Raw genomic sequence first — 22,336 nt, 5'->3', positions numbered from 1 at the left:
GGTGACTCAGTGGCCGCGGAACACCGCCGATCGCTTCTCCAGGAACGCCGCTACGCCTTCCCGTGCATCATCGGTGGTGTAGAGCCAGGACAACACCTGCTGTTCGCAGGTCAGCGCGGCGGCCAGCCCGGTCTCCAGCCCGTCGTCGACCAGCCGCTTGCCCTCCCGCACCGCCAGCGGCGCCTGCCCGGCGATCGTCGTCGCCAGCTCCACCGCGCGCGGGACCAGCTCCTCCGGCTCCACCAACGCCGTGAGCAACCCGAGGCGTTGCGCCTCGTCGGGCTTCATCCGGCGACCGGTGAGCACCAGTTCCTTCGTGACGCGCGCTCCGACCGCCCGGGCCAGCCGCACCGTGCCGCCGCCACCGGGCAGCAGGCCGAGCGACACCTCCGGCAGGCCGAACCGGGCTGCGGTGGAGGCAACGATGAAGTCGCAGCACAGCGCCACCTCGAAGCCGCCGCCGAGCGCGTAGCCGTTGACCGCCGCGATCGTCGGCTGCGGCAGCGCGGCGAGCTGGTCGAACACGCCGCGCGAGAGCTTCTGGTAGTCGTCGAAGGCGGTGCGGGCGACGCCGGAGTACTCGTTGATGTCCGCCCCGGCGATGAACCCGCGCCCGGTGCCGGTGAGCACCAGCACCCGCACCTCGTCGTCCGAACGCAGGCGCACGAGGTACTCCCCCAGCGCCTCGACCATGCCGCGCGACAGCGCGCCGAGCGCGCTTTCCCGGTCGATGCGCAGCACTGCGACGCCGTCCTGCCGCGTTTCCACCAGGTTCTCGTGCACCTTCATGCCACGGCTCCGTCCGCGCGCAGCCGCTCGATCTGCTCGGCGCTGAGCACCTCGTCGAGAACGTCGCTGGTGTGCTCCCCCACCGCCGGCGGCGCGTAGCGCAGCTGCCACGGCGTCTCCGACAGCCGGATCGGGCAGCCGATCAGCTCGATGTCCCCGGCCTTCGCGTGCCGGGTGCGCACGATCAGGTCCGAGCCGTCGGCCCGCAGCTCGTCCACCGCCTCCTTCGTGCTGCGCACCCGTGCGCACCACACGCCCGCGGGCAGCAGCGCGTCCAGCCAGTCCTGTGTGGGCCGCTGCGCGGTGCGGGCTTCCAGGATCCGCTTGACCTCGTCGCGGTCCGCCCAGGCGTCCAGCTCCGCGACCTGCGGCGCGCCGAACAGCGGGCCGACCACGTCCAGCGGCGCCATCGCCACGGCCAGCCAGCCGTCCGCGGTTCGGTAGATCCCGAACGGCGCGTCCAGCCACGCCTGGCCGACGCCTTCGGTCGACCGGGAGAACTCCGCGCCCTGGTTGACCATCGACGAGATCTCCTGGCACTGCAAGGAGATCGCCGTCGAGTACAGGTCCACCTCGACGCGTTGGCCGACGCCGTGGCGCAGCCGGGCTACCAAGGCGGCGAGGATGCCGTTGGCCAGGTTCAACGCCGTGGCCGCGTCCACGATCGCGGTGCCGGCCGGGGTCGGCGGGTCGCCCGCCCGGCCGCCATTGGCGGCGAGCCCGGACATCGACTGGATCAGCAGGTCCTGGCCGGGCCGGTTCTCCCTGGCGTAGCGGGTGTCCTGGCCCCAGCCGGAGCCGGAGCAGTAGATGATGTCCGGATTGACGCGACGGAAGTCCTCGAAGCCGAGGCCGCGGCGGGCCAGCACGCCGGGCCGGAAGTTCTCCACCACCACGTCGCAGGTCCCGCCGATCTCCAGCAGCGCGTCGCGCACCGCATCGGAGCGCAGGTCCACCGCCACCGACCGCTTGTTGCGGTTCATCGCCAGGAACGCCGCCGAGTCGCCGCCGACGAGCTCGCCCTGCATGTGCAGGCCGCGCTCCCATTCGCCGTCGAGCCGCTCGACCTTGATGACGTCGGCGCCGAGGTCGGCCAGCAGCTGGGTGCCGTAGGGGCCGAGCATCATCTGGGTGAAGTCGAGGACGCGGATCCCCTGCAATGCCTGCTCCGGCATGACTTTCGCACCTGCCTTTCGGTTTCGGGGTCAGCTGAAGGCGGCGCGGAGCCGCTTGCGATCGGGCTTGCCGGTGCTGGTCTGCGGCAGCTCGGGCAGGAACACGACGCGCCGGGGTTTCTTGTACCCGGCGAGCCGCCGCGCGCAAGCCCGTCGAACGTCCTCTTCGGACACTTCGCTGCCCGGCCTGCGGACGACGGCGGCGGAAACGGCCTCGCCCCAGCGCGCGTCCGGCACGCCGAGCACGGCGACCTCGGCGACGCCGTCCAGCGCGGCGATGGCCTGCTCGACCTCCGCCGGGTGGACGTTGAAGCCGCCGGTCACGATCAGCTCGCTGCGCCGCCCGGCCAGGTGGACGCGTCCGGCGGCGTCCAGGTGGCCGAGATCACCGGTGCAGAACCAGCCGTCCCACAGCGCCTCGCCGCCCCAGTAGCCGGGCATGATCTGCGGCCCGCGAACGGCGATCTCACCATCCACGATGGACAGTTCCACCGAGTCCACCGGTCGCCCGATGGAGGAGAGCACCTGCGGGTCACCGGTGGCGTGGTCGGCCGCGGAGAGCACGGTCAGGGGCGCGAGCGCTTCACTCAGCCCGTAGAACTGGTACAGCACCGTCCCGAACGCCTGCTGCGCGCGGCGCATCGCCGGGACCGAGATCGGGGCCGCGCCGTAGACGACAGCGCGCAGGCTCGCCGGCCGGTCGACGACCTCGGCGAGCCGTTCGAGCATGGTCGGCACGAGCGTCACGGCGGTCACCCGGTGCCGCTCGATCGCCTCGACCGCCTCGACCGCGTCGAACCTGGTCAGCGGCACCGCCGCCGCGCCTGCCAGGGTGTAGGCGGAGCCGACGGAGCCGCTGAAGTGGCTCATCGGCGCGACGTGCAGCACGACGTCGTCCGGCCCGATCGGCGGCAGCTCCTGCCACATCGCCTCCACCATCGCGACCCACGCGCCGCTGGTCACCCGCGCGCCCTTGGGCCGTCCCGTGCTGCCCGAGGTGTACATCAGCGCGGCGAGCTCGTCCGGGTCGTGGCGCGGCTCGAAGTCGTCGGCCGGGCCGGCGAACAGCTCCGCGCCCGGCGCGATCACCCGGCGCCCCGGCACGTCGAGCTCGGTCACGATCGCGGCGGCAGCGCAGTCGTCGGCGATCGCGGCGATCTCGGCCGGGTGCAACCGGGTGCTCACCGCGACGCGCACGAATCCGCCCAGCCACAGCGCGTGTTCCAGCGCCAGCACCTCCGGCCGGTTGTCCAGCGCGATCAGCACCCGATCGCCCGGCCGCAGGCCGAGCCACCGCAACGCCGTCGCCGCGGCCCGGGCCTGGGCGCCCAGATCGCCGAAGGTCAGCGCGCCGATGGCAGGACGCGCGGCGAAGGTCCGGTGCGCGGCGGCGACCAGCTCGGCGAGCGTCGTCACGGCTCCAGCTCCGCATAAGTCGCCGCGCAGACCTCGTTGAACCGGCGCACGATCTCCCCGGCCGCCGTCCCGCGCCGGACCAGCGGGTGGATCTCCTCGGACGCCCGGCGGTGCACCACGGGGTAGGCGATGTGCCGGGGCCGCACGAAGGCCCGGTCCAGCGTCCGCAGCGTCGCGGAGTAGAACCCGCCCGACGCCGCGTCCACCGCCGGATCGGTCCACGCCGCCCGGTTGCCCGGCTGGCCACCTGCCGCCGCGTACGCGCCGCGCTGGCACTCCGGGCTGACGACGTGCGACAGGAACCGCGCCGCCGCAACGGGTTCCGCGCACTTCGCCGAGATCGCCAGACCGACGCCGCCGAGCAGCGATCCGGCCGGCACACCGTCCGGCGACGGGATGTCGGCGAAGCGGACCGCGTGGTCGCTCGCGTAGTTCACGTAGCCGAACACCATCGGCGAATAGGCCACGTCGCCGGCGGACATCGCGGTCAGCGCCTCGATCGGGTCGAGGTCCAGCGACCGCGCGTCGACCAGCGCCAGCAGGCCCAGCAGCCGCTCAGCGGCGGGCACCGCCACCTCCGGGTCGAGCCCGGCCCGGTCCAGCCAGCCGCTCCCCCCGATCTGCGAGCACAGCGTCAGCAGGCCGCAGAGCAGGTGCGTCGGGTTCGCGGGCAGCACCGCCTGGTGCCGGGGCAGCTCCTTCAGGCAGGCCGTCACGTCTTCCCAGGACGTCGGCACCGCGTCGAACGTTTCCGGTCGGTACGCCGAAACCTGGGCTGCGGAGTCCATCGCCACCGCCCACTGGCTGCCCGCCCAGGTGTAGCTCGCGAAGCTCGGGCCGGTGCTGTTCTCCCGCTGCTGCGCCAGGAACGGCTCCGGAAGCAGTTCTTCCAGCGGCACCAAGGCGGCATTGGCGTGCGCCTGGCCGACGTACGGGTGGTCCATCGCGATCAGGTCGTAGCGGGCGGCCAGCTCGACGATCGGCACGTCCTCGAACTCCCGCAGGGACCGCGAATCCCAGCTGATCCGCACCCCGGGATGCCGCCGCTCGTACGCGGCCGAAACCTCCCGCAGGCAGCCGACGCCGCGCTGGTGGCCCCACGCCATGCCGTGCAACACCGTCATCGAGCGGCCTCCTCGCGAGCCTCGGAGATCTCCCGATCTCCTCAGGGCGTCCGGAATGATCGGTAAATCGTTTTACCGTACCGGTATGCTTACCTCCGTGTCCGAGAGCTGTCAACCCGCCGATCCGCCGACACCGGTCACCGGCCGGGCCAAGATGAGCGACGTGGCCCGGATCGCCGGCGTCAGCCAGGCGGTGGTCTCGCGCCTGCTGCGCGGCGACGAAACGCTGCGGATCAGAGAGGAGACGCGCAACCGCGTCCTGGAGGTGGCGGCGCAGCTGCGGTACACGCCCAACGAGGTCGCGCGGGCGCTGCGCCGCGCCGAGTCGGGCATCCTCGGGATGGCGGTGCACGACACCAGCAACCCGGTGTACAGCGAGATCATGGCAGGCGCACAGGAGGAGGCCAGCGCCTCCGGCTACGCCCTGCTGCTCGCGGACGCCGACGAACTGGCCCGCAGCGACCGGACCTTCGAGCGCATCGTGCGGGGCAACCGCATCGACGGCCTCCTCCTGCAGCGCGGCAGCAGCACTGCGGACGAGACGATCGCCAAGATCGCGGCCACCCGGCTCCCGCTGCTGCTGGTCAACGACCGCACGCGTGGCGAGATCGGCAGCGTGGCGCTGGACGACGACGACGCGACCTACCTCGCCACGCGGCACCTGGTCGAGCTCGGGCACACCGCGATCGCGCATCTCAAGCTGGGCAACCCGAAGGCCCGCTCCGAAGCGCGCACGCGAGGCTGGCGGCGAGCGCTGCGCGAGGCCGGGCTACCGGACGGCTCGCAGCTGCGAGGCGGCCACACACCCGAGGAGGGCGCGGCGGCGCTACCCCGCCTGCTGGCCAGCGGAACGGCTCCGACGGGCGTCGTGGTGAGCAACGTGCTGGCGGCGGTGGGTGCCATGACGGCGGCGCGCGAAGCGGGCCTGCGAATCCCGGAAGACCTGTCCATAGTGGCCGTGCACGACGTGTTCTTCGCCCGGCACCTGTCGCCGCCGCTGACGGTGGTCCGCCTCCCGCTGCGCGAACTGGGCCGCCGCTCGGTGGCGGCGATCCTCCGCCAGCTCGAAGGTGCCCCGGCCCGCCACGAGATCATCACGGAACTGGCCCCGGAACTCATCGTCCGAGGCTCGACGGCCCCGAGGAGGAAGCAACCATGATCCAGCGCTGGAGCCCGGAAGGCGTGGCCCCGCCGATCGGGAGGTACAGCCACCTGGCCCGGGTACCGGACGGACATGAGTTCCTGATCATCTCGGGCCAGGTCGGAACGTCACCGGACGGCGAACTGGCGGGCCCGGACGCTGAAACGCAGACCCGCGCGGCGCTGGCCAACATAGAGAAGCTGCTGGCAGCGGCAGGTGCCACGCCACAGCACCTGGTGAAGCTGTTCGCGATGCTGTCGAGCACGGAGCACCTCACGGGCTACCGCAAGGCCCTGCAAGAGGCGCTGACCAGGTGGTACCCGAACGAAGACTGGCCGACGCACTCGCTGATAGTCGTAGCGGCGCTGGCAACCCCAGAACTAGCGGTAGAAGTCGAAGCCACAGCAGCAGTCCCGGAGCACTGACACGGGCGACTCCGGCCTCGCGATCCGCGCAGCTAGCACGACCGGGGGCAAGTTATGCAACATCGCGACTAGACCACGGTGGGAGCTTGATCCTCCCCGCCCGATCTCCAAGGCTGTGTCCATGAAGCTACGCAAGGTGTCAGGGTGTGCCGACAGCGATTGCCCGTCCGTCTACGTCTCCGACCGGGGCACGGAGTACCAGCGATACCAACTGGATTGGGTCATCCCCGGCAACATCGAAGCCGGGGAGGACGTCCGGATCCTGGACCTGACCGAACTGGACCTCGACCTGCCATCGCATGACTTCTGGTTGTTCGACGACTCGATGGTCGTCGACCTGAACTTCAACCCGGATGGAACGCTGCTGAACCGAGACCAACGGGAAGCCCCGGACCTGGCGCAGTACCGGGAGTGGCGAGACGCGGCGTTGGCCCATGCCGTGCCGTTGAGCGAGTGGAATGCTCGAACCTGAAACCGACCAGCAGCAGCGCAAGAACCTCGCGGACACGCTGAAGCAGCTACGCAAAGCGGCCGGACTCTCCGGGGAGAGGCTGGCCGCTCGCACCGCCATGTCCCAGTCGAAGATCAGCCGGATCGAATCCGGCCGAGTCCTGCCGACCGTTGCCGACGTGGAACGGATCATGAAGGCGCTGGACGTGCCACCTGGTGCACGGGAAGAACTCCTCTCGCTCACCCGTTCAGCGAACGTCGAGTACACCTCGCTAAGATCTGCCGCCCGGTTGGGAATCTGGCGCAGCCAAGCGGAGATCAAAGCCCTCGGGGAATCCTCCTCGACGATTCGGCAGTTCCTCCCTGCCATTCCTTCCGGGCTCATCCAGACACCCGAGTACGCCCGTGCCGTGCTCACGCCGGAGGTGGAGGGACGACCGGCCAGGGACGTGGACCGCGCCGTGCAGGCGAGGCTGGACAGCCAAGGCGCCTTGAACGATGAATCCCGCCGGTTTCACTTCCTGTTGACCGAGCAGGCCGTACGCGTGAAGCCTGCGGCCGAATCCGTCATGGTCGACCAGGTGCGGCACATGATCGCGGTGTCCAGGCGCCCGAATGTCGAGCTGTCCATCCTCCCCGGCCGCGCACTCATCGGGGCGGCACCGTTGAACGTCTTCGTGGTCTACGACGACCGGTTGGTGACTACCGAGATCTTCGCGGGGAAGGTGGTGCTGCGGGACTACCGCGATATCGCTTATCACCTGAACCTGTTCGAGCACTTCCGCGAGCGCGCCGCGTCCGGCGAAGGTGCGAGGGAGATCCTCGAATCGATCGCCGACGAGTTCATGCGAGTACGCGACTAGAATTCGACGGTGCATATCGCCGCCTTCTAGCGTCAGGACCATGGGGGCCTTGCCCCCGGATGTTGGACACGGGGTTATGCGGCTTCGGGCAGCGTAGCCGATGACGGGATCAGACTGTCCTCGTAGGCGATCGGGGATCGCTGACCGAGATAGGAATGACGACGGCGGGTGTTGTAGCGGTGCAGCCAGCCGAACGCGGCCAGCCGCGCGTCGCGTTCACTGTCCCACCACCGGGCGCCCTGAAGGGTTTCTCGCTTGAAGGCCGCGTTCAGGCTTTCGGCGGCGGCGTTGTCCGCGGAGCTTCCGACCGCGCCCATGGACTGGGTCACTCCGGCTTCCCGGCAAGCGTCGGCGAAGGCCCGAGAGGTGTACTGCGCCCCGTGATCGGCGTGAAAGATCGCGCCGGCCAGGCTGCCCCGGGTGCGTTCGGCGGCCCGCAGGGCGTCGATGACCAGCTCGGTGCGCATGTGATCGGCGATGGCCCAGCCGACCAGCCGGCGCGAGCACAGGTCCATCACGGTCGCCAGGTAGCAGAACGTCCCGTCGGCGATCGGCAGATAGGTGATGTCACCGACATAGTGGGTGTTCGGCGCCTCGGCGGTGAAGTCCCGCTGGATCAGATCAGGGGCCTTGGCCGCCGCGGGGTCGCCGATCGTGGTGCGGTGTCTGCGGCGCAGCCGCAGCCCGGAAAGCCCGATCCCGTGCATGACCCGGGCGACCCGCTTGTGGTTGACCAGATGCCCGGCTTCGCGCAGTTCGGCGGTGATGCGCGGGACACCGTAGGTGCCGCCCGATTCCTGGTGGACCACGCGGATGCGGGCCGCCAGCCGGTCATCGGCGGCACTGCGGGTGGCTCGGTCCGCCGCGGTGGCTTTCCAGTGGTAGAAGCTGGACCGCGCGACACCGATGACCTGGCACAACCGCTTCACGCCGTAACGGCGCTGGTGGTCGGCGACGAACTGGAAGCGGTTCACCAGCGCGTCTCCCCGGCGAAATACTTGGCCGCCTTGCGCAGGATCTCGCGTTCCTCTTCCAACTCGCGGACCCGCTTGCGCAGCGCGGCATTCTCACTCTCCAGCGTGCCGGAAGCCGGTGCGGCCGCTGAGGTTTCCGTGGTCTCGGTACGCGGTCCGGCGCCTCGTCGGTCATCGATCCGGATCCAGCTCCGCAGCGTCTCGGCGTTGACCCCGAGATCAGCGGCCACCGCGGCGATCGTCGTACCAGGGCGAGACCGGTAGAGCGCGACCGCTTCGGCTTTGAACTCCGGCGGATAGTGCTTCATGACCATCAGTACAGGACTCCAGTCCACCCGGACCATCAAGATCCAAGTGTGTCAGGTGTCCAACATCCGGGGTGAAGCCCCTGGCGCGTTCGACCGCCCCCGAAGGGGAATTCGCACTCGAACTGGACGACCTGCTCGGCGAGCTGCGCAGGCGAGGTTGGACGCTGATCCTCTGGGGGCCGCGGGAGGCGCCAGAACTGTACGCGGCCATGTATCACCGTGCCACCAGCGCGGACGTCCTCATCATCCGCGGCGAAAAGGACGCCAGCGCCTACCGCACACCGGTCGTCGGTGATTCTCCCGTGTTCTGCCCGCCAGTCGTGGCGTACCAGTACCACGCCGAGCCGACGTGGGCACTGCGGGCTGTTCTCAGCCTTCCGGCACCAGGAGAGCCAGGGGCGCCCATGGGCATGGAGAAACCGTCGCCCAAGTGCGCCATCCCGGCCGGCTTGCCCAAACCCGTTCTGATCCGCCCGCTGTCGCAGCTCGCGAACTAGATTTCATCGCCGATCAGACGCACTCCCCCGGCCACGGTCTCAACTCGCGCGGGTTGCCGGGCGTCGTGAGTGGTTTGGGCCGCTATGGCGGACCAAAGCGCTCACGACTCTGCGATAGTCGGCCGTGTGATCGATTTGCTTGGGCGTCGGGATGTTGCGCAGCGGCATGAGGCTCGGCTGCTTTGGGCCAGCCGGCCCGCGCTGTACCTGCTGCTTCGGCTCTCCTCTCGGGGCGGGCCGATCCGGCGGGTGCCCCGGCTCGGGTGGGTGGTCAACGATCCCGTCGTCGCTCGCCGGATCCTCAACGATGGTGCGCACTTCACGCTGCTCGGCGAGGGCGGCGTCGGGCATCTCTGGGCCCAGGTTCTCGGCGACTACGTCTACCGCATCTTCGACGGGCCCGGGCACGCCGACCTTCGCTCGCGGGCTCGAGACCTGTTCACCGACGCCACCGCCCGCCCACTGGTGCGGCGGGTCTTCGATCCGGCGTTGCAGCCCGCCGTGGAGCGGTTGCGGGCCGGTGAAGTCGTAGATCTCGCCGACCTGGCCCGGCTGCTGGTCGGGCGGATGATGGCCGATCTGCTCGGGCTCGACCTGCCGCCGGGGGACGAGCACTACCGCGCCGTGTTCGGCACCGGGGAGCGGTTGGCGAAGCTGGCGCTGGGCAGTGCCGCGTCGACCGAGCTGCCGCCCGAGGTCGTCGCGCAGGCCAAGCCGATCATCGCCGACCTCACCCGCAACGTGCCCGCGGCGTTCGCCGAGGCTCCCGCCGAGACGCTGCTGGGCCGCTGCCGGGAGCTGGGCCTGTCGCTGGAGGAAACCTCGGGGATCGCCGCGCTGCTCATGGTCGCCGGCACTGAAACGGCCGCCACCGCAATGGCCCGCACCGTCGCGCTGCTGCACGACACCGGCCAGCAGCACCAGCTGCGCGAGTCGCCCGAGCTGCTGCCCGACGCCGTGCGGGAGGGCCTGCGGGTGACCACGCCCGCGCCGCTGATCGGGCGCAGCGTCAGCAACGACGTGACCGTGGACGGGGCCGCGATGCGGGCCGGTGAGCGCGTGATGCTGCTGACCTACGTCGCCAACAACCGGGTCGGGCGCTTCGACATCAACCGGCCCTACGTGCCCGAGACCCGGCAGCTCTGGTTCGGCGCCGGGCGGCACCTCTGCCTCGGTGCCACGCTGGCCCGCGCGGAGATTTCCCACCTGCTGCAGGCGATCCTGGACGCCGGGCCGATCCGGGTGGTGTCCCGGCGGCCCGCTCGCGGCGTGCTGATCCCGTCCTACGCCGAGCTCGGCATCACCACCGCGCCGCCCCGGTGAACGACGTCGGCTCCGGCCGGTAGCCGAGGCCGCGGCGCGCCGCGGTGATGTCCATGGTGCGCTCGAACCCGAGGTGGCTCACCGCGTAGCGGCTCAGCTGGGCCAGCCCCGGTGGCCGCCAGGTGTTCTCGGCGATGGCCGCGAGGTTCCAGGCCAGGCGCACCGGGAGGTGGCGGACGCGCACCCGGAGCCCGCGCTCGCGGAACATCTCCCGCAACGCGTCTTCCAGGGCCACGGGCTCGGCGTCGGTGATGTTGTAGATGCCGGGTTTTCCGGTGCAGGCCAGCAGAACCGCGTTGGTGAGGTTGTCGATCGACGTCAGCGAATGCCGGGTGCGGCCGTCGCCGACGATCACCAGGTTGCGCCCCCGGATCGAATCGAGCAGCCGCGGCAGCAGCGTCGTGTCACCGGGCCCGTACACGGCGTGCGGGCGCAGCACGACGGTGTTGGGCCGGTAGGTGAGCAGCCGTTCGGCGGCGGCCTTGGATTCGCCGTAGGCGTTGAGGTATCGCGCGACCGGTGCCGCCGTCTCGTCGGCATCGACCGTCGCGGTGAACGGGTCGTAGACGCTCGCGGTCGAGATGTGCACCAGGCGCGCGCCGGGGAAGGTGTCCGCCACGTGCCGCGTACCGTCCACATTGGTCCGCCACATCTCAGCCGACGCCGTCTCGTCGGCGACCGCCGCGGCCGCGTGCACGACCGCGTCGACCTCGGGCGGGTCCGCGAGCGGACCGCTCGCGATGTCCCAGTGGCGCACGCCCGGTCGCCTGCCGAAGGCGTGCACCTCCCAGCCTTCGGCAACTGCGGCGCGGCACACGGCGGCGCCGACGAATCCGGTCGCGCCGGTCACCGCGATCCTCATCCGGCCACCATCTTCCGCAGCGCGTCCCGGTCCAGCTTCCGGGTCCGCCCGGACACCGGGAGCTCCGGCACCACCACGACCTCGTCCGGCAGCGCCGCCGCGTCGATGAGCCGCGGCAGCTCCGCCCGCACCGATTCCGCCAGTCCCGGCCGCGTTCCGGCCACGACGAGCACGATCCGCTCGTCGCCGATCTCGTCCGGCACCCCGATCATCGCCGCGCCCTCGACGTCCGGCAGCGCGGCGATCGACGGCTCGTACAGCCCGGGGTACACGTTGGTCTTGCCGCGCAGGATCATGTCCTTCTTCCGGCCGACCAGCACGATCGAACCGTTCTCGATGCGCGCCAGGTCGCCCGTCGCGTGCTCGGTCAACGGCGGCTGCCCGAGGTATCCGCGGCACATGTTCGGCCCGGAGACGAGCAGCTCGCCGTCGTCGGCAACGCGCGCGCGGACCCCGGGCAGCGGCTTGCCGAGCAGGTCGCCGTCGTGCGCGAGCTTCTCCTCTGCAGTGGCCACCGCGATGGGCAGGATCTCGGTCATCCCGTAGATCGCCAGGAACTCGGTGCCGGGAAGCGCGGCCTGGGCCCGGAGCAGCAGCGGCGGCAGCACCGGGGCGGCACCGAGCCACACCTGACGCAACGAGCCCGGCAGCGCCACCTCCCCCTGTTCGGCGGCGTCGAGCAGCGCGGCCAGATCCGCCGGGACGAAGAAGGTGTGCGTAGCTTCCGAAAGTCCGCTCGCCACCGAGGAAAGGTCCGCGGTGGGCGAGAAACCGAAGCGCGGCATCGTCCAATGTGCACCGGCCACCAGGCTCGGCAATCCGAGCAGGAACTGGTCGGTGTGCACCCGCACGCCGGGTGCGAGCGCGCAGCGCGTGGCCAGCACGTCCAGGGCTGCGCCGAGCGAACCCCGGGTGTGCACAACGGCTTTCGGGTCACTCGTGGTTCCGGCGGTGAACACCACGACGGCGTCCTGGTCCGGCGCGGGAGACCAGTCCGCCCACGGCTCGGCCGGTTTGGCCAGCGCTTTCGCCGACACGGCGCGCAGCGGGACGCCGGGCAGCCACGGGCCGGACCGCACGTGCCGGACCGGCAGCGACGAGTAGTCCGGCAGCAGCACGCCGCGACGCCGGGCCAGCGCCCGGCCGGGGCCGGGCGCGCTCGCCGCGTACAGCAGCGATTCCGCGGCCGCCCACGCGGGCCGGGCCAGGTCGAGCCTGCTGGCGAACAGTTCCGGACCGGAACCCGGATCGATGAACACCACGGTGCCGCCCGCCGCCACGGTCCCCAGGGCCAGCACGACGGCCTCCGGCCCGGGCCGGACCGAGAACAGCATCCGGTCGCCGGGACGAAATCCCTTGCTGTACAGCCGATCCGCGGTCGCCGTGACGCGCCGGGACAGGTTCGCGTACGTCAGCGTGCGGCCCGACGGCCCGGTCAGCGCCGGTGCGCCGCCGTACTGCCGGCCGGCGTCGAGGACTTGTGCAAGCAGGTCAGGCACGGCGCACCACCAAGCTCCGGTAGGCGGGGATCAGCACTCGGCGGGCGACCTTCCGGTCCACGACGGCCGCGCCGCCCGCGGCGAGCACGGTGTCCAGCACCGTCCGGATCTCCGCGCCGGCCAACGGCATTCCGAGGCAGAAGTGCGGGCCCGCCCCGAACCACAGCCGCTGCACCTCCGGCGGGTGCGGGCGATCCGGGTCGAAGCCGCCGAGGCCCTTGGCGGCGGAGATCGTTGCGATCACCACCCGGTCCCCCGGCCGCACCCGCACGTCGCCGATCGTCCGCTCGGCGGCGACGCTGCGCAGCATCACCGGCGACGGCACGGTGAACCGCAGGGCCTCCGACACCACGTCGTCGGCGCGCTCGGGCTCGGCGACCAATCGAGGCAGCCAGCCGGTGTCGTGCGCCAGGGCGATCAGACGCGGCACGTAAGAGACGAGCGTTTCGGTGCCGGTGAGCACGAAGGCCGCCACCGCGCCCAAAGCCTCCTGCTCGGACAGGCCGAGCTCGCGCATCCGGCCGGGAACCGATTCCGGGTCGCCGTGCGCGAACGCCTCGGCGGCGGGTCCGGTCAGCTCCGACAAGGCCTTCCGCCCGCGCGCCACCTGCGCCGGGGTGAGCCGCGAACGCCCCAGCCGCACCATCGACGTCACCGCCGTCGCCGCGGCGAAGGCCCGGGCGAAGTCCGCCCGGTCGGCCCGCAGGCCGACGAGCTCGCAGATCACCGCGCCGGCCAAGTCGCGCACCACGGGCACCAGGTCCACGGCGCGTCCCGCGGCCAGCTCCGCGCGCAGCGCCGCCATCGGCTTCGCCGCCACGCGCGCGCACAGCTGGTCGACGAAGCGCGGCGTGAACAGCCCGGACAGCTTCCGGCGCAGCCGGGCGTGGTCGTCGCCTTCCATGTTCAGCAGCACCGACGGCCCCACCACCGGCGTCCACAGGTCCGCCGGGGAACCCGGCCCGGTCTTGGTGAAGCCCTCGGTGTCGGTGAGCACCTGGCGGGCCGGCGCGGCTTCGCTGACCACCACGCCGACGCGCGGCACCCGCACCACCGGCCCGATCCGCCCGATGCCGCGCACCAGCGGGTACGCCAGCGGGTGCGCGCCGAGCTGCACCCGCCGCTCCCACCTCGCGGCGGTCACCTGATGTCCACCAGCTCCGGCCGGTAGCGGTGATCCGCGTACCAGGCGAGGGTTTTCAGCAACCCCCAGGCACGCACCCGCCGCACCGAGCCGCGCACCACGACGTCGCGCCGCAGGCCGTAGTCGGCGGTGAGCAGCCGCACGGCGTTGACCAGGGCGCGGTCCTCGTGCACGTCTTCGATCTTGGTGCGCGGGAATCCGCCGGCCTGCAAGTAAAGCTCGCCGGTGATGGCCATGTTGCAGCCCGGCGCCATCACGTACGGGCCCCGGTAGCGCGGATCGCGGTTGCCGGGCCGGATCTTGCCGAACGCGCTGGCCACCTCGACGGCACCGACCAGCAGCGACCGCTGCCAGGCGGGCACGTCCTCGTCGGTGCGCGGCAGCAGTTGCCCGGCCACCATGCGCAACCCCGACGCGAACGCCGCGTTGATCCGCCGGGTCCAGTCCGGCGCGGGCAGGCAGTCGGCGTCGGTGCGGGCCAGCCGGACCGCGCCCCGCTCCACCGCGAAGCGCATGCCGGTGTCGGCGGCCGCCCCGGTGCCCTTCTCCGGCTCGTGCACCAGGTGGACCCACGGGCGCGTGCGGCCGAAGTCCGCGACGACGTCCGCCGTGGCGTCCGTCGACCCGTTGTCCACCACGACCAGCTCGAAGTCCGAATCCCGTTGCGCGTCAAGCGCTTCCAGCGTCGCGGTGATGCCGGTCGCCTCGTTGTAGGCGGGCACCACCACCCACAGCCCGCTCACAGCCGGATCACCACGATTCCGAGGCTGACCCCGCCGGCCATGCCCACCAGCGCCACCAGATCCCCCGGCCCGCAGCGGCCGAGCTGCTGCGCGACGGCCAGCTGCAGCGGCAGGCTGGCGGAGGCGACGTTGCCGTGCTCGCGGATCGTCACCACCAGCTTGTCGGCGGGCACCCCGGCCCGCTCGGCGAAGACGTCCAGGTACGGCAGGGAAACCTGGTGCACGCACACGACGGCGAAGTCCTGCCAGCCGAGCCCGAGCCGCGCCAGCGTCTCGTCCAGCACGCCGGTGCCCAGCCGCAGGAACGCCGACTTCAGCCGCCCGCCGTCCATCGCGAAGTAGCTGTACTCGGGATCGCGCGGGTGCGCCGATCCCCCGCACGGCAGCGTGCCGACGTCCCACTGCGACGAATCGGCGCTGAACCCGCTGCCGAGCACCCCGGCGGGCCCGTCCGTCAGCAGCATCGCGGCGCCCGCATCGGAGAGCGTGTAGCCGGGGAAGGCGCGCAGGAACGTCCCGATGTCGGGCACGTTCCACCGGATCGCCCGGGACGGCGACTCGCCGCTGACCAGCAGCACCCGCCGGTACCGGCCCGCGCCGATCAGCGCGTCGGCGACCTCGATGCCGTTGAGCACGCTGTTGCAGGCGTTCTTGACGTCCATCACCGGGCAGCGCAGGCCCAGCTTGGCGGCCACGATGTGCGCGGTGGCGGGCTCGACCATGTCCTGGCTGGCAGAGGCGAACAGCAGCAGGTCGACGTCGTCGGCCGAGGTGCCTGTCTCGGCGAGCAGCTTGCGCGCCGCGGCCGCGGCCAGGTCGGAGGCCTGCTCCTCGTCGCCGAGCACGTGCCGCGACTCGATGCCGGTCAGCCGCCGGATGATCCCGGCCGGTGGCACGAACGCCGCGCTCTCCGCCGCGATCCGCCGCTCCACCGCCGCGGTGCCGACCTCCCGCTCCGGCAGGTGCACGGCAACCCCGGCCAAGTGCGCGCTCATGAAGTCGGTCCTTCCCTAAACCCGGGCGACCGTATAACGCCGAGCACGCATCGCTCCTGAGTAGGGCTACTCAACTCCGTCGAGTGACGCTTCGGCTACGACGTGGAGATCGGGACCGTCGGTGCCCGCTTCCCGCATTACCCGCGGGCGACGTTCGCCGCGGTCGACGTGACCGGGCACAACCTCCAGATCGACCAGCCCGAGCTGTTCAACGCGCTGATGTGGAACCGGCTCGACCGCGTCACCGCCGAATCCTGAGCAGGTCCACCGGGCGGACGACACGCCGAACGTAGACTCGTGGCCAGGAATGGTCTCGCGGAGGTGGATGGGGCATGTGGGAGCGGCTGTCACCGGGGTCGGTCGCCAACCAGGTCGAGCAGCAGATCACGCAGGCGATCGAATCGGGCCGGTACAGCCCGGGCGACCGGCTTCCGCCGGAGCGCGAGTTCGCCGAGCTGCTCGGGGTGAGCCGGCCGACGGTGCGCGAGGCGATCGGCGCGCTGAAGGCCAGGGGCGTGCTTCGGGTCGTGCACGGGCGCGGCGTCTTCATCGCCGAGCCCGAGACCGCCCGGGAACTCCGCGAGGCCCTGGCCACGCAACGGCATTCGATCAGCGAGCTGTTCGCGATGCGCGAGGTGCTCGAAGTCCCCGCCGCGGGGTGGGCCGCCGAGCGGCAGGATGCCGAGGCGCTGCAACGGGTTTCGAGCGTTCTGGAAAGCATGATCGAGGCCACCGAGCAGGTGCCGCGCGACTTCGAGCGCCTGCAGCAGCTCGACGAGGCGTTCCACCTGGCCATCGTGGAAGCGGCCGGCAACAAGTTCCTGCAGCAGACCCTCGGCGTCCTGCAGCAGATCCTGCACCAGGGCATGCAGACCACGCTGATGGTGCCCGGCAGGGTCGAGGCGGCCCGCGAAGACCACCAACGGATCCTCGACGCGCTGCTCGCGGGCGATTCCGAAGCGGCCCGCCAAGCCGCCCTGCACCACGTGCACTCAGCCCGCGCGACCGCCATGCAGCGCTTGGAGGAACGCGCCGAGAGCGAAGCGTCGACCGTGTCCTAGCTCGCGAACGGTCACTCGCGACAGGCTTCGGGGGCCGGTGGGGCCGCCCGGGCCCGATCCAGCAGGCTGTGCACGCCGGCCACGATGTCGGCGTCGCGATCGGCGAGCCAGGTCAGCATCGCGTGGTCGGCGCTGTCCAGGTCGACGCCGTTGAGCGGGGCGCGCAACAGCGCCAGGTTCACCGCGGTTCTGCGGGACCGGGCGTCCCGCAATCCTTGCACCTCTTCGCGCACCCACGGCCGGTCGGCGACCTGGACCAGTCGGCGCCCGCACGCTCCGGTCGGCCACGCATCCAGCGAATTGTTCACGACACCGTCCATGGCAGACTCTCCCGCGCGATTCGATGCGGCCACATTTCCGTGAGTACCACCGCTTCCGGAGGGTTCAAGGGGCGAAAGTCCCGCCGGACGGGTGCACTCCAGGTCGCGGTGATGCTGCCGCTTTCGCGCGCCGCTGACCACACCCCGGCCCGGCAAGATCCGGAACACTCCTGTTCATGCCGCGACTCCCGTGACCAAGGACCACCCATGTGGGTGATGTTGAAGGGTGCTGAACATCCGTTGCAGCGCTTAGACTTCCGCCCCGTGACTGCAGTACCGCACTCCTCGACCGAGGCAGCCCTGCGCGACGCGGTGGACACAGCACTGATCGACCTGCTCACCGCGCAGCACAATCCCGCCGACCGAGCCCACCGCGAGCTGGCCCGCGCGGTCGGTCTCCTCGACCAGCACCCGCACATCGAGATCCCCGCCGACGCCGCGAACGCGGTCCGCACCGCCGCCGATCGCCTGGCCCAGGGATCTCGCGACGACGCCCGAACCGCCCTGGTGACCGCCCGCAGCCAACTCGCCGCCCCCGGCTCCCGCCTGAACTCCCGCAACACCGGCTGAATCGCGGATCCGGCGCGGCATCCTCGTGATCCGCGTGGGTCGTTCGACCCTGCCCGTCTCCGGGCGGCTCTGGCAGCGTTGCCGTCGAGGAGTCGACATGCGACCGAGGAGTCGACATGCGACGGTTTCCCGCTGTTTTCGATCTCGTACCGGACCAGGTCGCGCAGGTCGTCCAGCTGGCCGGCCTCGCCCCCTCGCCGCGCAACAGCCAGCCGTGGCGGTTCCGGGTGCTGCCACACGTCATCGAACTGCACGCTGCTCCCTCCCAGCTGCTGCCTACCGGCGATCCCGGCGACCACGACCTGCGGCTGGCCTGCGGCGCGGCGCTGCTGAACCTCCGGCTCGCGCTGGCGCACGCCGGCGTCCTGCCGGTCGTGACGCTGCTGCCGCGACTGTCTTCCCCGACCGTGCTGGCGGAGATCCGCAGCGGCGGCCACCAGCGCCCCGACGCCGAGCAAATCGCTCTGTACGAGGCGATTCCGGAACGCCGCACGCAGCGGCGCCCGCTCCAGCCGACCGCCGTCGCGGCCTCGATCCAGCACGCCCTGCGGGTCGCGGCACGTGCCGAAGGCGCCTGGCTGCACCTCGTCCGGCCCGCCGAGCACGACGAGCTGGCGGGCTTGCTGCGCCGGCTGCAGGCCGACGCCGAACCCGCGCCGCTGCTGGCCGTGCTCTGCACACCGGGCAGCGGTGCGAAGAGCGAACTCGAAGCCGGGCAGGCCTGGCAGCGGGTGTGGCTGACCGCCACCGCGCGCGGGTTGGCCGCCACGCCGCTGCCGCTCGCGGAAGGCCAGGACATCCGCGACGCCCTGAGCAGGCTGCTCGGCGACACGCCCCATCCGCAGGCATGGCTGCTGATCGGCTACGGCGAGCCGGCTCCGGCGACGCCGCGCCGGGACCCCGGCGAACTGCTCATCGACGCGGTCCCGAACTCCGGCCACCGCTGACCGTCACTGCGGAACCGGCTCGGGCCGCGGCAGTTCGTCGCGGCGCACCCCCCGTCTGAGCCGGTCGGCCAGTTCGTCCAGGAACCAGTCCAGCACCGACTCCGCCGCCTCTACGTCGGCGATCGCGCCCCGGCCCAATGCCTCCTTGCGCGCCCGCCCGGCAATCCGGATCTCCTCGCACAACTGCTCGTACGGGAGGTCGCTGCACCTCGTAAGCAGATCCATTTCAGACCACTCCGTGGCCATCGAGCGACCGGGGACCCGCGCATGGCGAATCCCCGATCCCTCGCCCCCATTTTTTTGGTCCCCGAATTAGATCGGGGAAGTCTGCCGATCGACATCTTCGTGCGCACCTGTCCAAACCATATCGCCCGGCGCCACGTTTTTCCTCACCCATTCGGGGAAAGGTTGGAAATTCACCAGCGCAATGTAGGTAGCGGTCACAAATTGACGACGGCGGCCGGAGCCGGCACCGCAGGCCGGGACTGCGGCATAGGCTGCGGACCGGAACTTGATCACGGCAGGCCACTCGGCAAGGAGTCACGAGGATGACCACCGAAACCTCCGAGCTCTACATCAGCGACGAGTTCACCCCGCTCCGCCAACGGCTGGCCGCGCTCGGCCCGCTGTTGGCCGACAACGCCGACCGCAGCGACGAATCCGGCCGCCTCGCCGACGAGGTCGTGCGGGCCCTGCACGACTCCGGCGTGCTGAAGACCGGCATTCCGCGAGAACTCGGCGGCTACGAGTTCTCGCCCACCCAGCAACTGGAAACGGTCAGTCAACTGTCCTATCTGGACGCTTCGGTGGCCTGGACGTGCATGGCGCTGCAACTGGTGACCGGCACGACCGCGGCCTACGTCGCCCCCGACGCCGCGGCGGAGCTGTTCCCCGACGTCGCGGGCGGCCGGTTCGCGTTGATAGCAGGGCAGGGCACCAGACTCGGCACCGCGAAGCGGGTCGACGGCGGCTTCCGCGTCAGCGGCCGCTGGCAGTTCGCCTCCGGCATCGCGCTCGCCAGCCACATCCACGCCGGGGCCTGGTGCGCGGAAACCGAGCAGGCGCTGATCTGCACCTTCCCGAAGGAGCAGGCGACGCTGATCGACAACTGGGACGTGCTGGGCCTGCGCGCCACCGGGAGCATCGACTACACCTGCGAAGACGTGTTCGTGCCCGAGACGCACGTCTTCGACCCCGCCACCACGCGGGCCCACCACGGCGGCGCGGTCTACCGCATCGGCCTGGCCACCCTGTCCGGGATCTCGCACACCGGCTGGGCGATCGGCGTCGGCCGCCGGCTGCTCGACGAGCTCAAGGCCCTGGCCGCCGAGAAGACCGGTGCCCCGAACGCCGCGGTCGACACCCAGCAGTTCCACGCGGAGTACGCGACCGCGGAGAGCAGGCTGCGTTCCGCCCAGGCGTGGGCGAGGCAGGTCTGGGCCGACGTCGAGCAGACCCTGGCGAGCGGCGAAATGCCCAGCACCGAACAGGAAACCCTGGCCCGGCTGGCGCTGAACAACGCGACCTGGTCCGCCCACGCGGTCGGGCAGGCGGTCCACAAGTGGGCGGGCACCGCGGCGCTGCGACGTGGCCCGATCCAGCGGTTCCACCGGGACCTCGGCACCGGCACCCAGCACGTCACCTCCGGGGCCGTCGTCCTGCAGAACTGCGGCAGGTCGCTCAGCGGCCTGGCCCCGGGAGCCCGCTGGAACTTCCTGACCCTGGAGCCCTGAGCCGCAGCGGTGGGGTGACCCCGGGCGGCGAACGGTTGCGGACTCAACTTGTCCGGGCAACCATCGCCGGGTGGCCCGGGGGAAGGTGGTCGGTGGCCTGCTCCTCCGGAGGGATTTGGGGAGGCCGAAGGAGCAGGCCACCGGCGGGCGATCGCGGCACCGCGGCTGCATTGGGGGAGGACCGCGATCACTCCGGGCTAAGGTATGCCCGCGCGGCGCGTGCGGCGCGCCAGGCGTGCGGCCGTGCGCGGCCGCCCGCGCTCCCCGGCGCAAAGCGCTGAGCTGCTCAAATTGATCGAGCGGTGCCCAGCGGACCGCGCCGGATACCGGTCCGTTCCGGCCGTGGCCGCCGAGGCCCGCCCGGCGGCGGCGAACGGCGTTGGCCCAGCACAGCCCGGTCCTGTCACTCGACCGGGTAGTTCTCACGCGCAGTAGCCCGATCGGACTAGCAGAGGACCCGGGATCAGAACATCCAGGGCATCTCCTCGTGACCGAAGTCGTGGAAGTCGCCGAACCGACCGGAGTAGAACGCCAGACCGGCGCCCTCCCGGCAGCGGAGGTTCCGCACGAGCCCGTAGAAGACCCGGTGATCGCCGGCGTCGTGCGCGCTGTGCACGTCGCACTCGGCCTGCACCAGGGCGTCCTTGATCATCGGCAGCCCGAACTCGCCGTGCTCGCAGTTCATTCCCTCGAACCGCGCGCCACCGCGGGTGGCGAAGCGGCGGGCGATGGCCTCCTGGCGGGCCCCGAGGATCGAGACGGCGAACCGACCGGTCCCGGTGACCATGTCGGTGGTCCGCGAGCCCTCGGTGAGCGAGATCAGCAGGATCGCCGGGTCCAGGCAGATCGACGTCAGCGAGCTGATCGTCATGCCGCAGGCCTGGTCCCCGGCCCCGCTGGTCACGATCGCCACCCCGGTGGTGAAGCGGCCCATGCTGGTGCGCATGTCGACCGCGTTCGCCGCTTGGAAAGCTGGCAGGGACATGGCGGACCTACTTGTCGTAGTAGCGGACTTCGAAGGTGACGACGCCCTCGTCGGTGCGCCAGGGGCCGTGCGGCATCCCCGGCGGGCGGCAGGCGTACTGGCCCGCGGAGAACGTCTCGCCGAGCGTCAGGTCGGTGAACGAGCCCTCCAGGATGTACACCTCCTCCCAGAAGTCGTGCTTCTGCACGCCCATCGCCGTCGAGTCGGCGCCGGGCTCGTAGCGCAGGATCCGGGTGGCCACGCCGGACTCCGGGTCCCTGGCGAGGATCCGCTCGGTGATCTTCGGGTCGTCGCCGGGGCAGACGGTGAAGTCGACGTCGCTGACGGGGAAGAACTCGTACTCGGGCTTAGCCATGCTGACCTCTCAAAGCTTGCTGGTGGACTCGTTTTGCGTGGCGATGCGGGTGGCGGAACCTCAGACGCCGCCTGGCTGTGGGATCCCGTTCTTACGTATGTCCAATACGCGGCAAACGGGCTGTCCTCGCCAGACGACGTCTGAGAACCCGCGGCGGTGCCGGTTGCTTGGGTGGGCTAAGCGGCTGGCGCCGCTTCAAAGACAAAGAACAAAACGACATTCGCCAACAGGGCCTCAAACAGCTTCGATCTTGTAGGAACCCAGGAACTGCTCGACGTCCTCGAGCGCCTGCTCGTAGCCGTAGTTCCGGTAGCTGTAAACGCCTTTGACCACGAACGGCGCCCCGGCGTAGAACATCTCGTACTGCTGGTGCCGCCCGGCGAACTCGGATCCGACGATGTCCCAGGCCAGCTTGAAGAGCTTCACGCGCTCTTCCGAGGCCACGCCCGGGGACTGCACGTAGTGCTCGATGTCGGCGGCGGTCACCGGGCTCGTGAGATCGCGGACGCTCGACGGCAGCTGCAGCACGCCGCCGCCGACGAGGTCGCGGAGGATCGCCAGCACCCGCGGGTAGATCTCGGACTGCAACCCCATCGAGCCGTAGAGCGCGCGCTTGCCCGGCAGCCACTGCCCGGCT

General features: G+C 71.1%; 26 protein-coding genes. 11 read left to right on the top strand and 15 right to left on the bottom strand.

Annotated elements, in window-relative coordinates; all coding sequences use genetic code 11:
• Positions 1-6 precede the first annotated feature (6 nt).
• The 4 genes from E1288_RS04005 to E1288_RS03990 are packed head-to-tail and all read right to left on the bottom strand — an operon-like array spanning position 7 to position 4,504.
• Positions 7-789 (bottom strand): enoyl-CoA hydratase/isomerase family protein, encoded by a 783-nt coding sequence (locus tag E1288_RS04005; RefSeq protein WP_132480852.1) that lies wholly within the window; start codon positions 787-789, stop codon positions 7-9.
• On the bottom strand, positions 786-1,964 hold the full coding sequence (locus E1288_RS04000) for a CaiB/BaiF CoA transferase family protein (protein ID WP_132480849.1): 1,179 nt from the start codon (positions 1,962-1,964) through the stop codon (positions 786-788). Before E1288_RS04000 ends, E1288_RS04005 begins: the two co-directional genes overlap by 4 nt.
• Positions 1,965-1,994: 30 nt before the next feature.
• Positions 1,995-3,380 carry a class I adenylate-forming enzyme family protein gene (locus tag E1288_RS03995; protein ID WP_207954162.1) on the bottom strand — a complete coding sequence of 462 codons (1,386 nt, stop codon included), beginning with the start codon at positions 3,378-3,380 and terminating at the stop codon, positions 1,995-1,997.
• Complete coding sequence (locus tag E1288_RS03990) at positions 3,377-4,504, bottom strand: ABC transporter substrate-binding protein (RefSeq protein WP_132480846.1); 1,128 nt, start codon at positions 4,502-4,504, stop codon at positions 3,377-3,379. Before E1288_RS03990 ends, E1288_RS03995 begins: the two co-directional genes overlap by 4 nt.
• A gap of 97 nt (positions 4,505-4,601) precedes the next feature.
• Here E1288_RS03990 and E1288_RS03985 point away from each other — a divergent pair, with 97 nt between their 5' ends.
• The 4 genes from E1288_RS03985 to E1288_RS03970 all read left to right on the top strand — a co-directional run bounded on the left by E1288_RS03985 (position 4,602) and on the right by E1288_RS03970 (position 7,383).
• The gene (locus tag E1288_RS03985; protein ID WP_165967977.1) at positions 4,602-5,663 is read left to right on the top strand and encodes a LacI family DNA-binding transcriptional regulator; all 1,062 of its coding nucleotides are present in this window, start codon (positions 4,602-4,604) and stop codon (positions 5,661-5,663) included.
• Positions 5,660-6,070 carry a RidA family protein gene (locus E1288_RS03980; RefSeq protein WP_132480840.1) on the top strand — a complete coding sequence of 137 codons (411 nt, stop codon included), beginning with the start codon at positions 5,660-5,662 and terminating at the stop codon, positions 6,068-6,070. The genes E1288_RS03985 and E1288_RS03980 overlap by 4 nt, the downstream gene beginning before the upstream one ends.
• Positions 6,071-6,191: 121 nt before the next feature.
• Complete coding sequence (locus tag E1288_RS03975) at positions 6,192-6,542, top strand: DUF6879 family protein (RefSeq protein ID WP_207954170.1); 351 nt, start codon at positions 6,192-6,194, stop codon at positions 6,540-6,542.
• The gene (locus tag E1288_RS03970) at positions 6,529-7,383 is read left to right on the top strand and encodes a helix-turn-helix domain-containing protein (RefSeq protein ID WP_132480837.1); all 855 of its coding nucleotides are present in this window, start codon (positions 6,529-6,531) and stop codon (positions 7,381-7,383) included. Before E1288_RS03975 ends, E1288_RS03970 begins: the two co-directional genes overlap by 14 nt.
• Before the next feature lie 74 nt (positions 7,384-7,457).
• Here the strand turns inward: E1288_RS03970 and E1288_RS03965 are convergent.
• Positions 7,458-8,671 (bottom strand): IS3 family transposase gene (locus tag E1288_RS03965; protein WP_408012918.1). Its coding sequence is split into 2 segments (ribosomal slippage): positions 7,458-8,368 and positions 8,368-8,671, totalling 1,215 coding nucleotides; the frame shifts between segments, so codons are not numbered across the junction.
• 65 nt (positions 8,672-8,736) lie between these two features.
• Here E1288_RS03965 and E1288_RS03960 point away from each other — a divergent pair.
• Entirely contained in the window at positions 8,737-9,162 is a 426-nt protein-coding gene (locus E1288_RS03960; RefSeq protein WP_235883321.1) for a hypothetical protein, read from the top strand.
• A gap of 126 nt (positions 9,163-9,288) precedes the next feature.
• Positions 9,289-10,485, top strand: coding sequence for a cytochrome P450 (locus tag E1288_RS03955; RefSeq protein ID WP_207954161.1), 1,197 nt, complete (start codon positions 9,289-9,291; stop codon positions 10,483-10,485).
• Here the strand turns inward: E1288_RS03955 and E1288_RS03950 are convergent.
• Genes E1288_RS03950 through E1288_RS03930 form a run of 5 tightly spaced genes read right to left on the bottom strand, consistent with a single transcriptional unit; the run spans position 10,463 to position 15,728 of the window.
• The gene (locus tag E1288_RS03950) at positions 10,463-11,347 is read right to left on the bottom strand and encodes an NAD-dependent epimerase/dehydratase family protein (RefSeq protein WP_132480831.1); all 885 of its coding nucleotides are present in this window, start codon (positions 11,345-11,347) and stop codon (positions 10,463-10,465) included. The two genes, E1288_RS03955 and E1288_RS03950, sit on opposite strands and share 23 nt — an antisense overlap.
• Positions 11,344-12,846, bottom strand: a complete 1,503-nt coding sequence (locus E1288_RS03945) for a class I adenylate-forming enzyme family protein (RefSeq protein WP_132480828.1) — start codon at positions 12,844-12,846, stop codon at positions 11,344-11,346. Before E1288_RS03945 ends, E1288_RS03950 begins: the two co-directional genes overlap by 4 nt.
• Positions 12,839-13,990, bottom strand: a complete 1,152-nt coding sequence (locus tag E1288_RS03940; protein WP_132480825.1) for a cytochrome P450 — start codon at positions 13,988-13,990, stop codon at positions 12,839-12,841. The genes E1288_RS03945 and E1288_RS03940 overlap by 8 nt, the downstream gene beginning before the upstream one ends.
• Positions 13,987-14,733: a glycosyltransferase gene (locus E1288_RS03935; protein WP_132480822.1), complete on the bottom strand. Its 747-nt coding sequence runs from the start codon at positions 14,731-14,733 to the stop codon at positions 13,987-13,989. Before E1288_RS03935 ends, E1288_RS03940 begins: the two co-directional genes overlap by 4 nt.
• On the bottom strand, positions 14,730-15,728 hold the full coding sequence (locus tag E1288_RS03930; RefSeq protein ID WP_132480819.1) for a 3-oxoacyl-ACP synthase III family protein: 999 nt from the start codon (positions 15,726-15,728) through the stop codon (positions 14,730-14,732). Before E1288_RS03930 ends, E1288_RS03935 begins: the two co-directional genes overlap by 4 nt.
• A gap of 102 nt (positions 15,729-15,830) precedes the next feature.
• Between E1288_RS03930 and E1288_RS03925 the strand changes: the two genes are divergently transcribed.
• Positions 15,831-15,986, top strand: coding sequence for an alpha/beta hydrolase (locus tag E1288_RS03925; protein ID WP_235883320.1), 156 nt, complete (start codon positions 15,831-15,833; stop codon positions 15,984-15,986).
• A 74-nt stretch (positions 15,987-16,060) separates the two neighbouring features.
• A complete protein-coding gene (locus E1288_RS03920) occupies positions 16,061-16,789 on the top strand; it encodes a FadR/GntR family transcriptional regulator (RefSeq protein WP_132480816.1) in 729 nt (242 codons plus the stop codon).
• Between the two features lie 11 nt (positions 16,790-16,800).
• On the opposite strand, the gene E1288_RS03915 is transcribed toward E1288_RS03920, so the two are convergent.
• Positions 16,801-17,109, bottom strand: coding sequence for a hypothetical protein (locus E1288_RS03915; RefSeq protein ID WP_132480813.1), 309 nt, complete (start codon positions 17,107-17,109; stop codon positions 16,801-16,803).
• Between the two features lie 264 nt (positions 17,110-17,373).
• On the opposite strand from E1288_RS03915, the gene E1288_RS03910 reads away from it, so the two are divergent.
• Together E1288_RS03910 and E1288_RS03905 are read left to right on the top strand one after the other, a co-directional pair.
• A complete protein-coding gene (locus tag E1288_RS03910; RefSeq protein ID WP_132480810.1) occupies positions 17,374-17,679 on the top strand; it encodes a hypothetical protein in 306 nt (101 codons plus the stop codon).
• Between the two features lie 116 nt (positions 17,680-17,795).
• Positions 17,796-18,626 carry a nitroreductase family protein gene (locus E1288_RS03905; RefSeq protein ID WP_132480807.1) on the top strand — a complete coding sequence of 277 codons (831 nt, stop codon included), beginning with the start codon at positions 17,796-17,798 and terminating at the stop codon, positions 18,624-18,626.
• A gap of 3 nt (positions 18,627-18,629) precedes the next feature.
• Here E1288_RS03905 and E1288_RS03900 read toward each other — a convergent pair whose 3' ends face one another.
• Positions 18,630-18,851, bottom strand: coding sequence for a hypothetical protein (locus E1288_RS03900; RefSeq protein WP_132480804.1), 222 nt, complete (start codon positions 18,849-18,851; stop codon positions 18,630-18,632).
• Between the two features lie 323 nt (positions 18,852-19,174).
• Between E1288_RS03900 and E1288_RS03895 the strand changes: the two genes are divergently transcribed.
• Positions 19,175-20,359, top strand: a complete 1,185-nt coding sequence (locus E1288_RS03895; RefSeq protein WP_132480801.1) for an acyl-CoA dehydrogenase family protein — start codon at positions 19,175-19,177, stop codon at positions 20,357-20,359.
• Positions 20,360-20,822: 463 nt separating this feature from the next.
• On the opposite strand, the gene E1288_RS03890 is transcribed toward E1288_RS03895, so the two are convergent.
• The 3 genes from E1288_RS03890 to E1288_RS03880 all read right to left on the bottom strand — a co-directional run bounded on the left by E1288_RS03890 (position 20,823) and on the right by E1288_RS03880 (position 22,323).
• Complete coding sequence (locus tag E1288_RS03890; protein WP_132480798.1) at positions 20,823-21,344, bottom strand: flavin reductase family protein; 522 nt, start codon at positions 21,342-21,344, stop codon at positions 20,823-20,825.
• A gap of 7 nt (positions 21,345-21,351) precedes the next feature.
• Entirely contained in the window at positions 21,352-21,699 is a 348-nt protein-coding gene (locus E1288_RS03885; protein WP_132480795.1) for a cupin domain-containing protein, read from the bottom strand.
• A gap of 234 nt (positions 21,700-21,933) precedes the next feature.
• Positions 21,934-22,323: a 4-hydroxyphenylacetate 3-hydroxylase C-terminal domain-containing protein gene (locus E1288_RS03880; protein ID WP_328592436.1), complete on the bottom strand. Its 390-nt coding sequence runs from the start codon at positions 22,321-22,323 to the stop codon at positions 21,934-21,936.
• Positions 22,324-22,336 lie beyond the last annotated feature (13 nt).

It is taken from the genome of Saccharopolyspora elongata, from assembly GCF_004348985.1.
GTDB classification, from domain to species: domain Bacteria; phylum Actinomycetota; class Actinomycetes; order Mycobacteriales; family Pseudonocardiaceae; genus Saccharopolyspora; species Saccharopolyspora elongata.
The sequence above is the reverse complement of the archived record's forward strand: the minus strand, read 5'-3'. Positions and strand labels throughout refer to the sequence as shown.

Bases quoted from the DNA above. Each gene is read 5' to 3' on its own strand.
- E1288_RS04005 (WP_132480852.1), bottom strand. From the start codon at position 789: ATGAAGGTGCACGAGAACCTGGTGGAAACGCGGCAGGACGGCGTCGCA.
- E1288_RS04000 (WP_132480849.1), bottom strand. From the start codon at position 1,964: ATGCCGGAGCAGGCATTGCAGGGGATCCGCGTCCTCGACTTCACCCAG.
- E1288_RS03990 (WP_132480846.1), bottom strand. From the start codon at position 4,504: ATGACGGTGTTGCACGGCATGGCGTGGGGCCACCAGCGCGGCGTCGGC.
- E1288_RS03980 (WP_132480840.1), top strand. From the start codon at position 5,660: ATGATCCAGCGCTGGAGCCCGGAAGGCGTGGCCCCGCCGATCGGGAGG.
- E1288_RS03975 (WP_207954170.1), top strand. From the start codon at position 6,192: ATGAAGCTACGCAAGGTGTCAGGGTGTGCCGACAGCGATTGCCCGTCC.
- E1288_RS03970 (WP_132480837.1), top strand. From the start codon at position 6,529: ATGCTCGAACCTGAAACCGACCAGCAGCAGCGCAAGAACCTCGCGGAC.
- E1288_RS03950 (WP_132480831.1), bottom strand. From the start codon at position 11,347: ATGAGGATCGCGGTGACCGGCGCGACCGGATTCGTCGGCGCCGCCGTG.
- E1288_RS03930 (WP_132480819.1), bottom strand. From the start codon at position 15,728: ATGAGCGCGCACTTGGCCGGGGTTGCCGTGCACCTGCCGGAGCGGGAG.
- E1288_RS03920 (WP_132480816.1), top strand. From the start codon at position 16,061: ATGTGGGAGCGGCTGTCACCGGGGTCGGTCGCCAACCAGGTCGAGCAG.
- E1288_RS03915 (WP_132480813.1), bottom strand. From the start codon at position 17,109: ATGGACGGTGTCGTGAACAATTCGCTGGATGCGTGGCCGACCGGAGCG.
- E1288_RS03905 (WP_132480807.1), top strand. From the start codon at position 17,796: ATGCGACGGTTTCCCGCTGTTTTCGATCTCGTACCGGACCAGGTCGCG.
- E1288_RS03900 (WP_132480804.1), bottom strand. From the start codon at position 18,851: ATGGATCTGCTTACGAGGTGCAGCGACCTCCCGTACGAGCAGTTGTGC.
- E1288_RS03895 (WP_132480801.1), top strand. From the start codon at position 19,175: ATGACCACCGAAACCTCCGAGCTCTACATCAGCGACGAGTTCACCCCG.
- E1288_RS03890 (WP_132480798.1), bottom strand. From the start codon at position 21,344: ATGTCCCTGCCAGCTTTCCAAGCGGCGAACGCGGTCGACATGCGCACC.
- E1288_RS03885 (WP_132480795.1), bottom strand. From the start codon at position 21,699: ATGGCTAAGCCCGAGTACGAGTTCTTCCCCGTCAGCGACGTCGACTTC.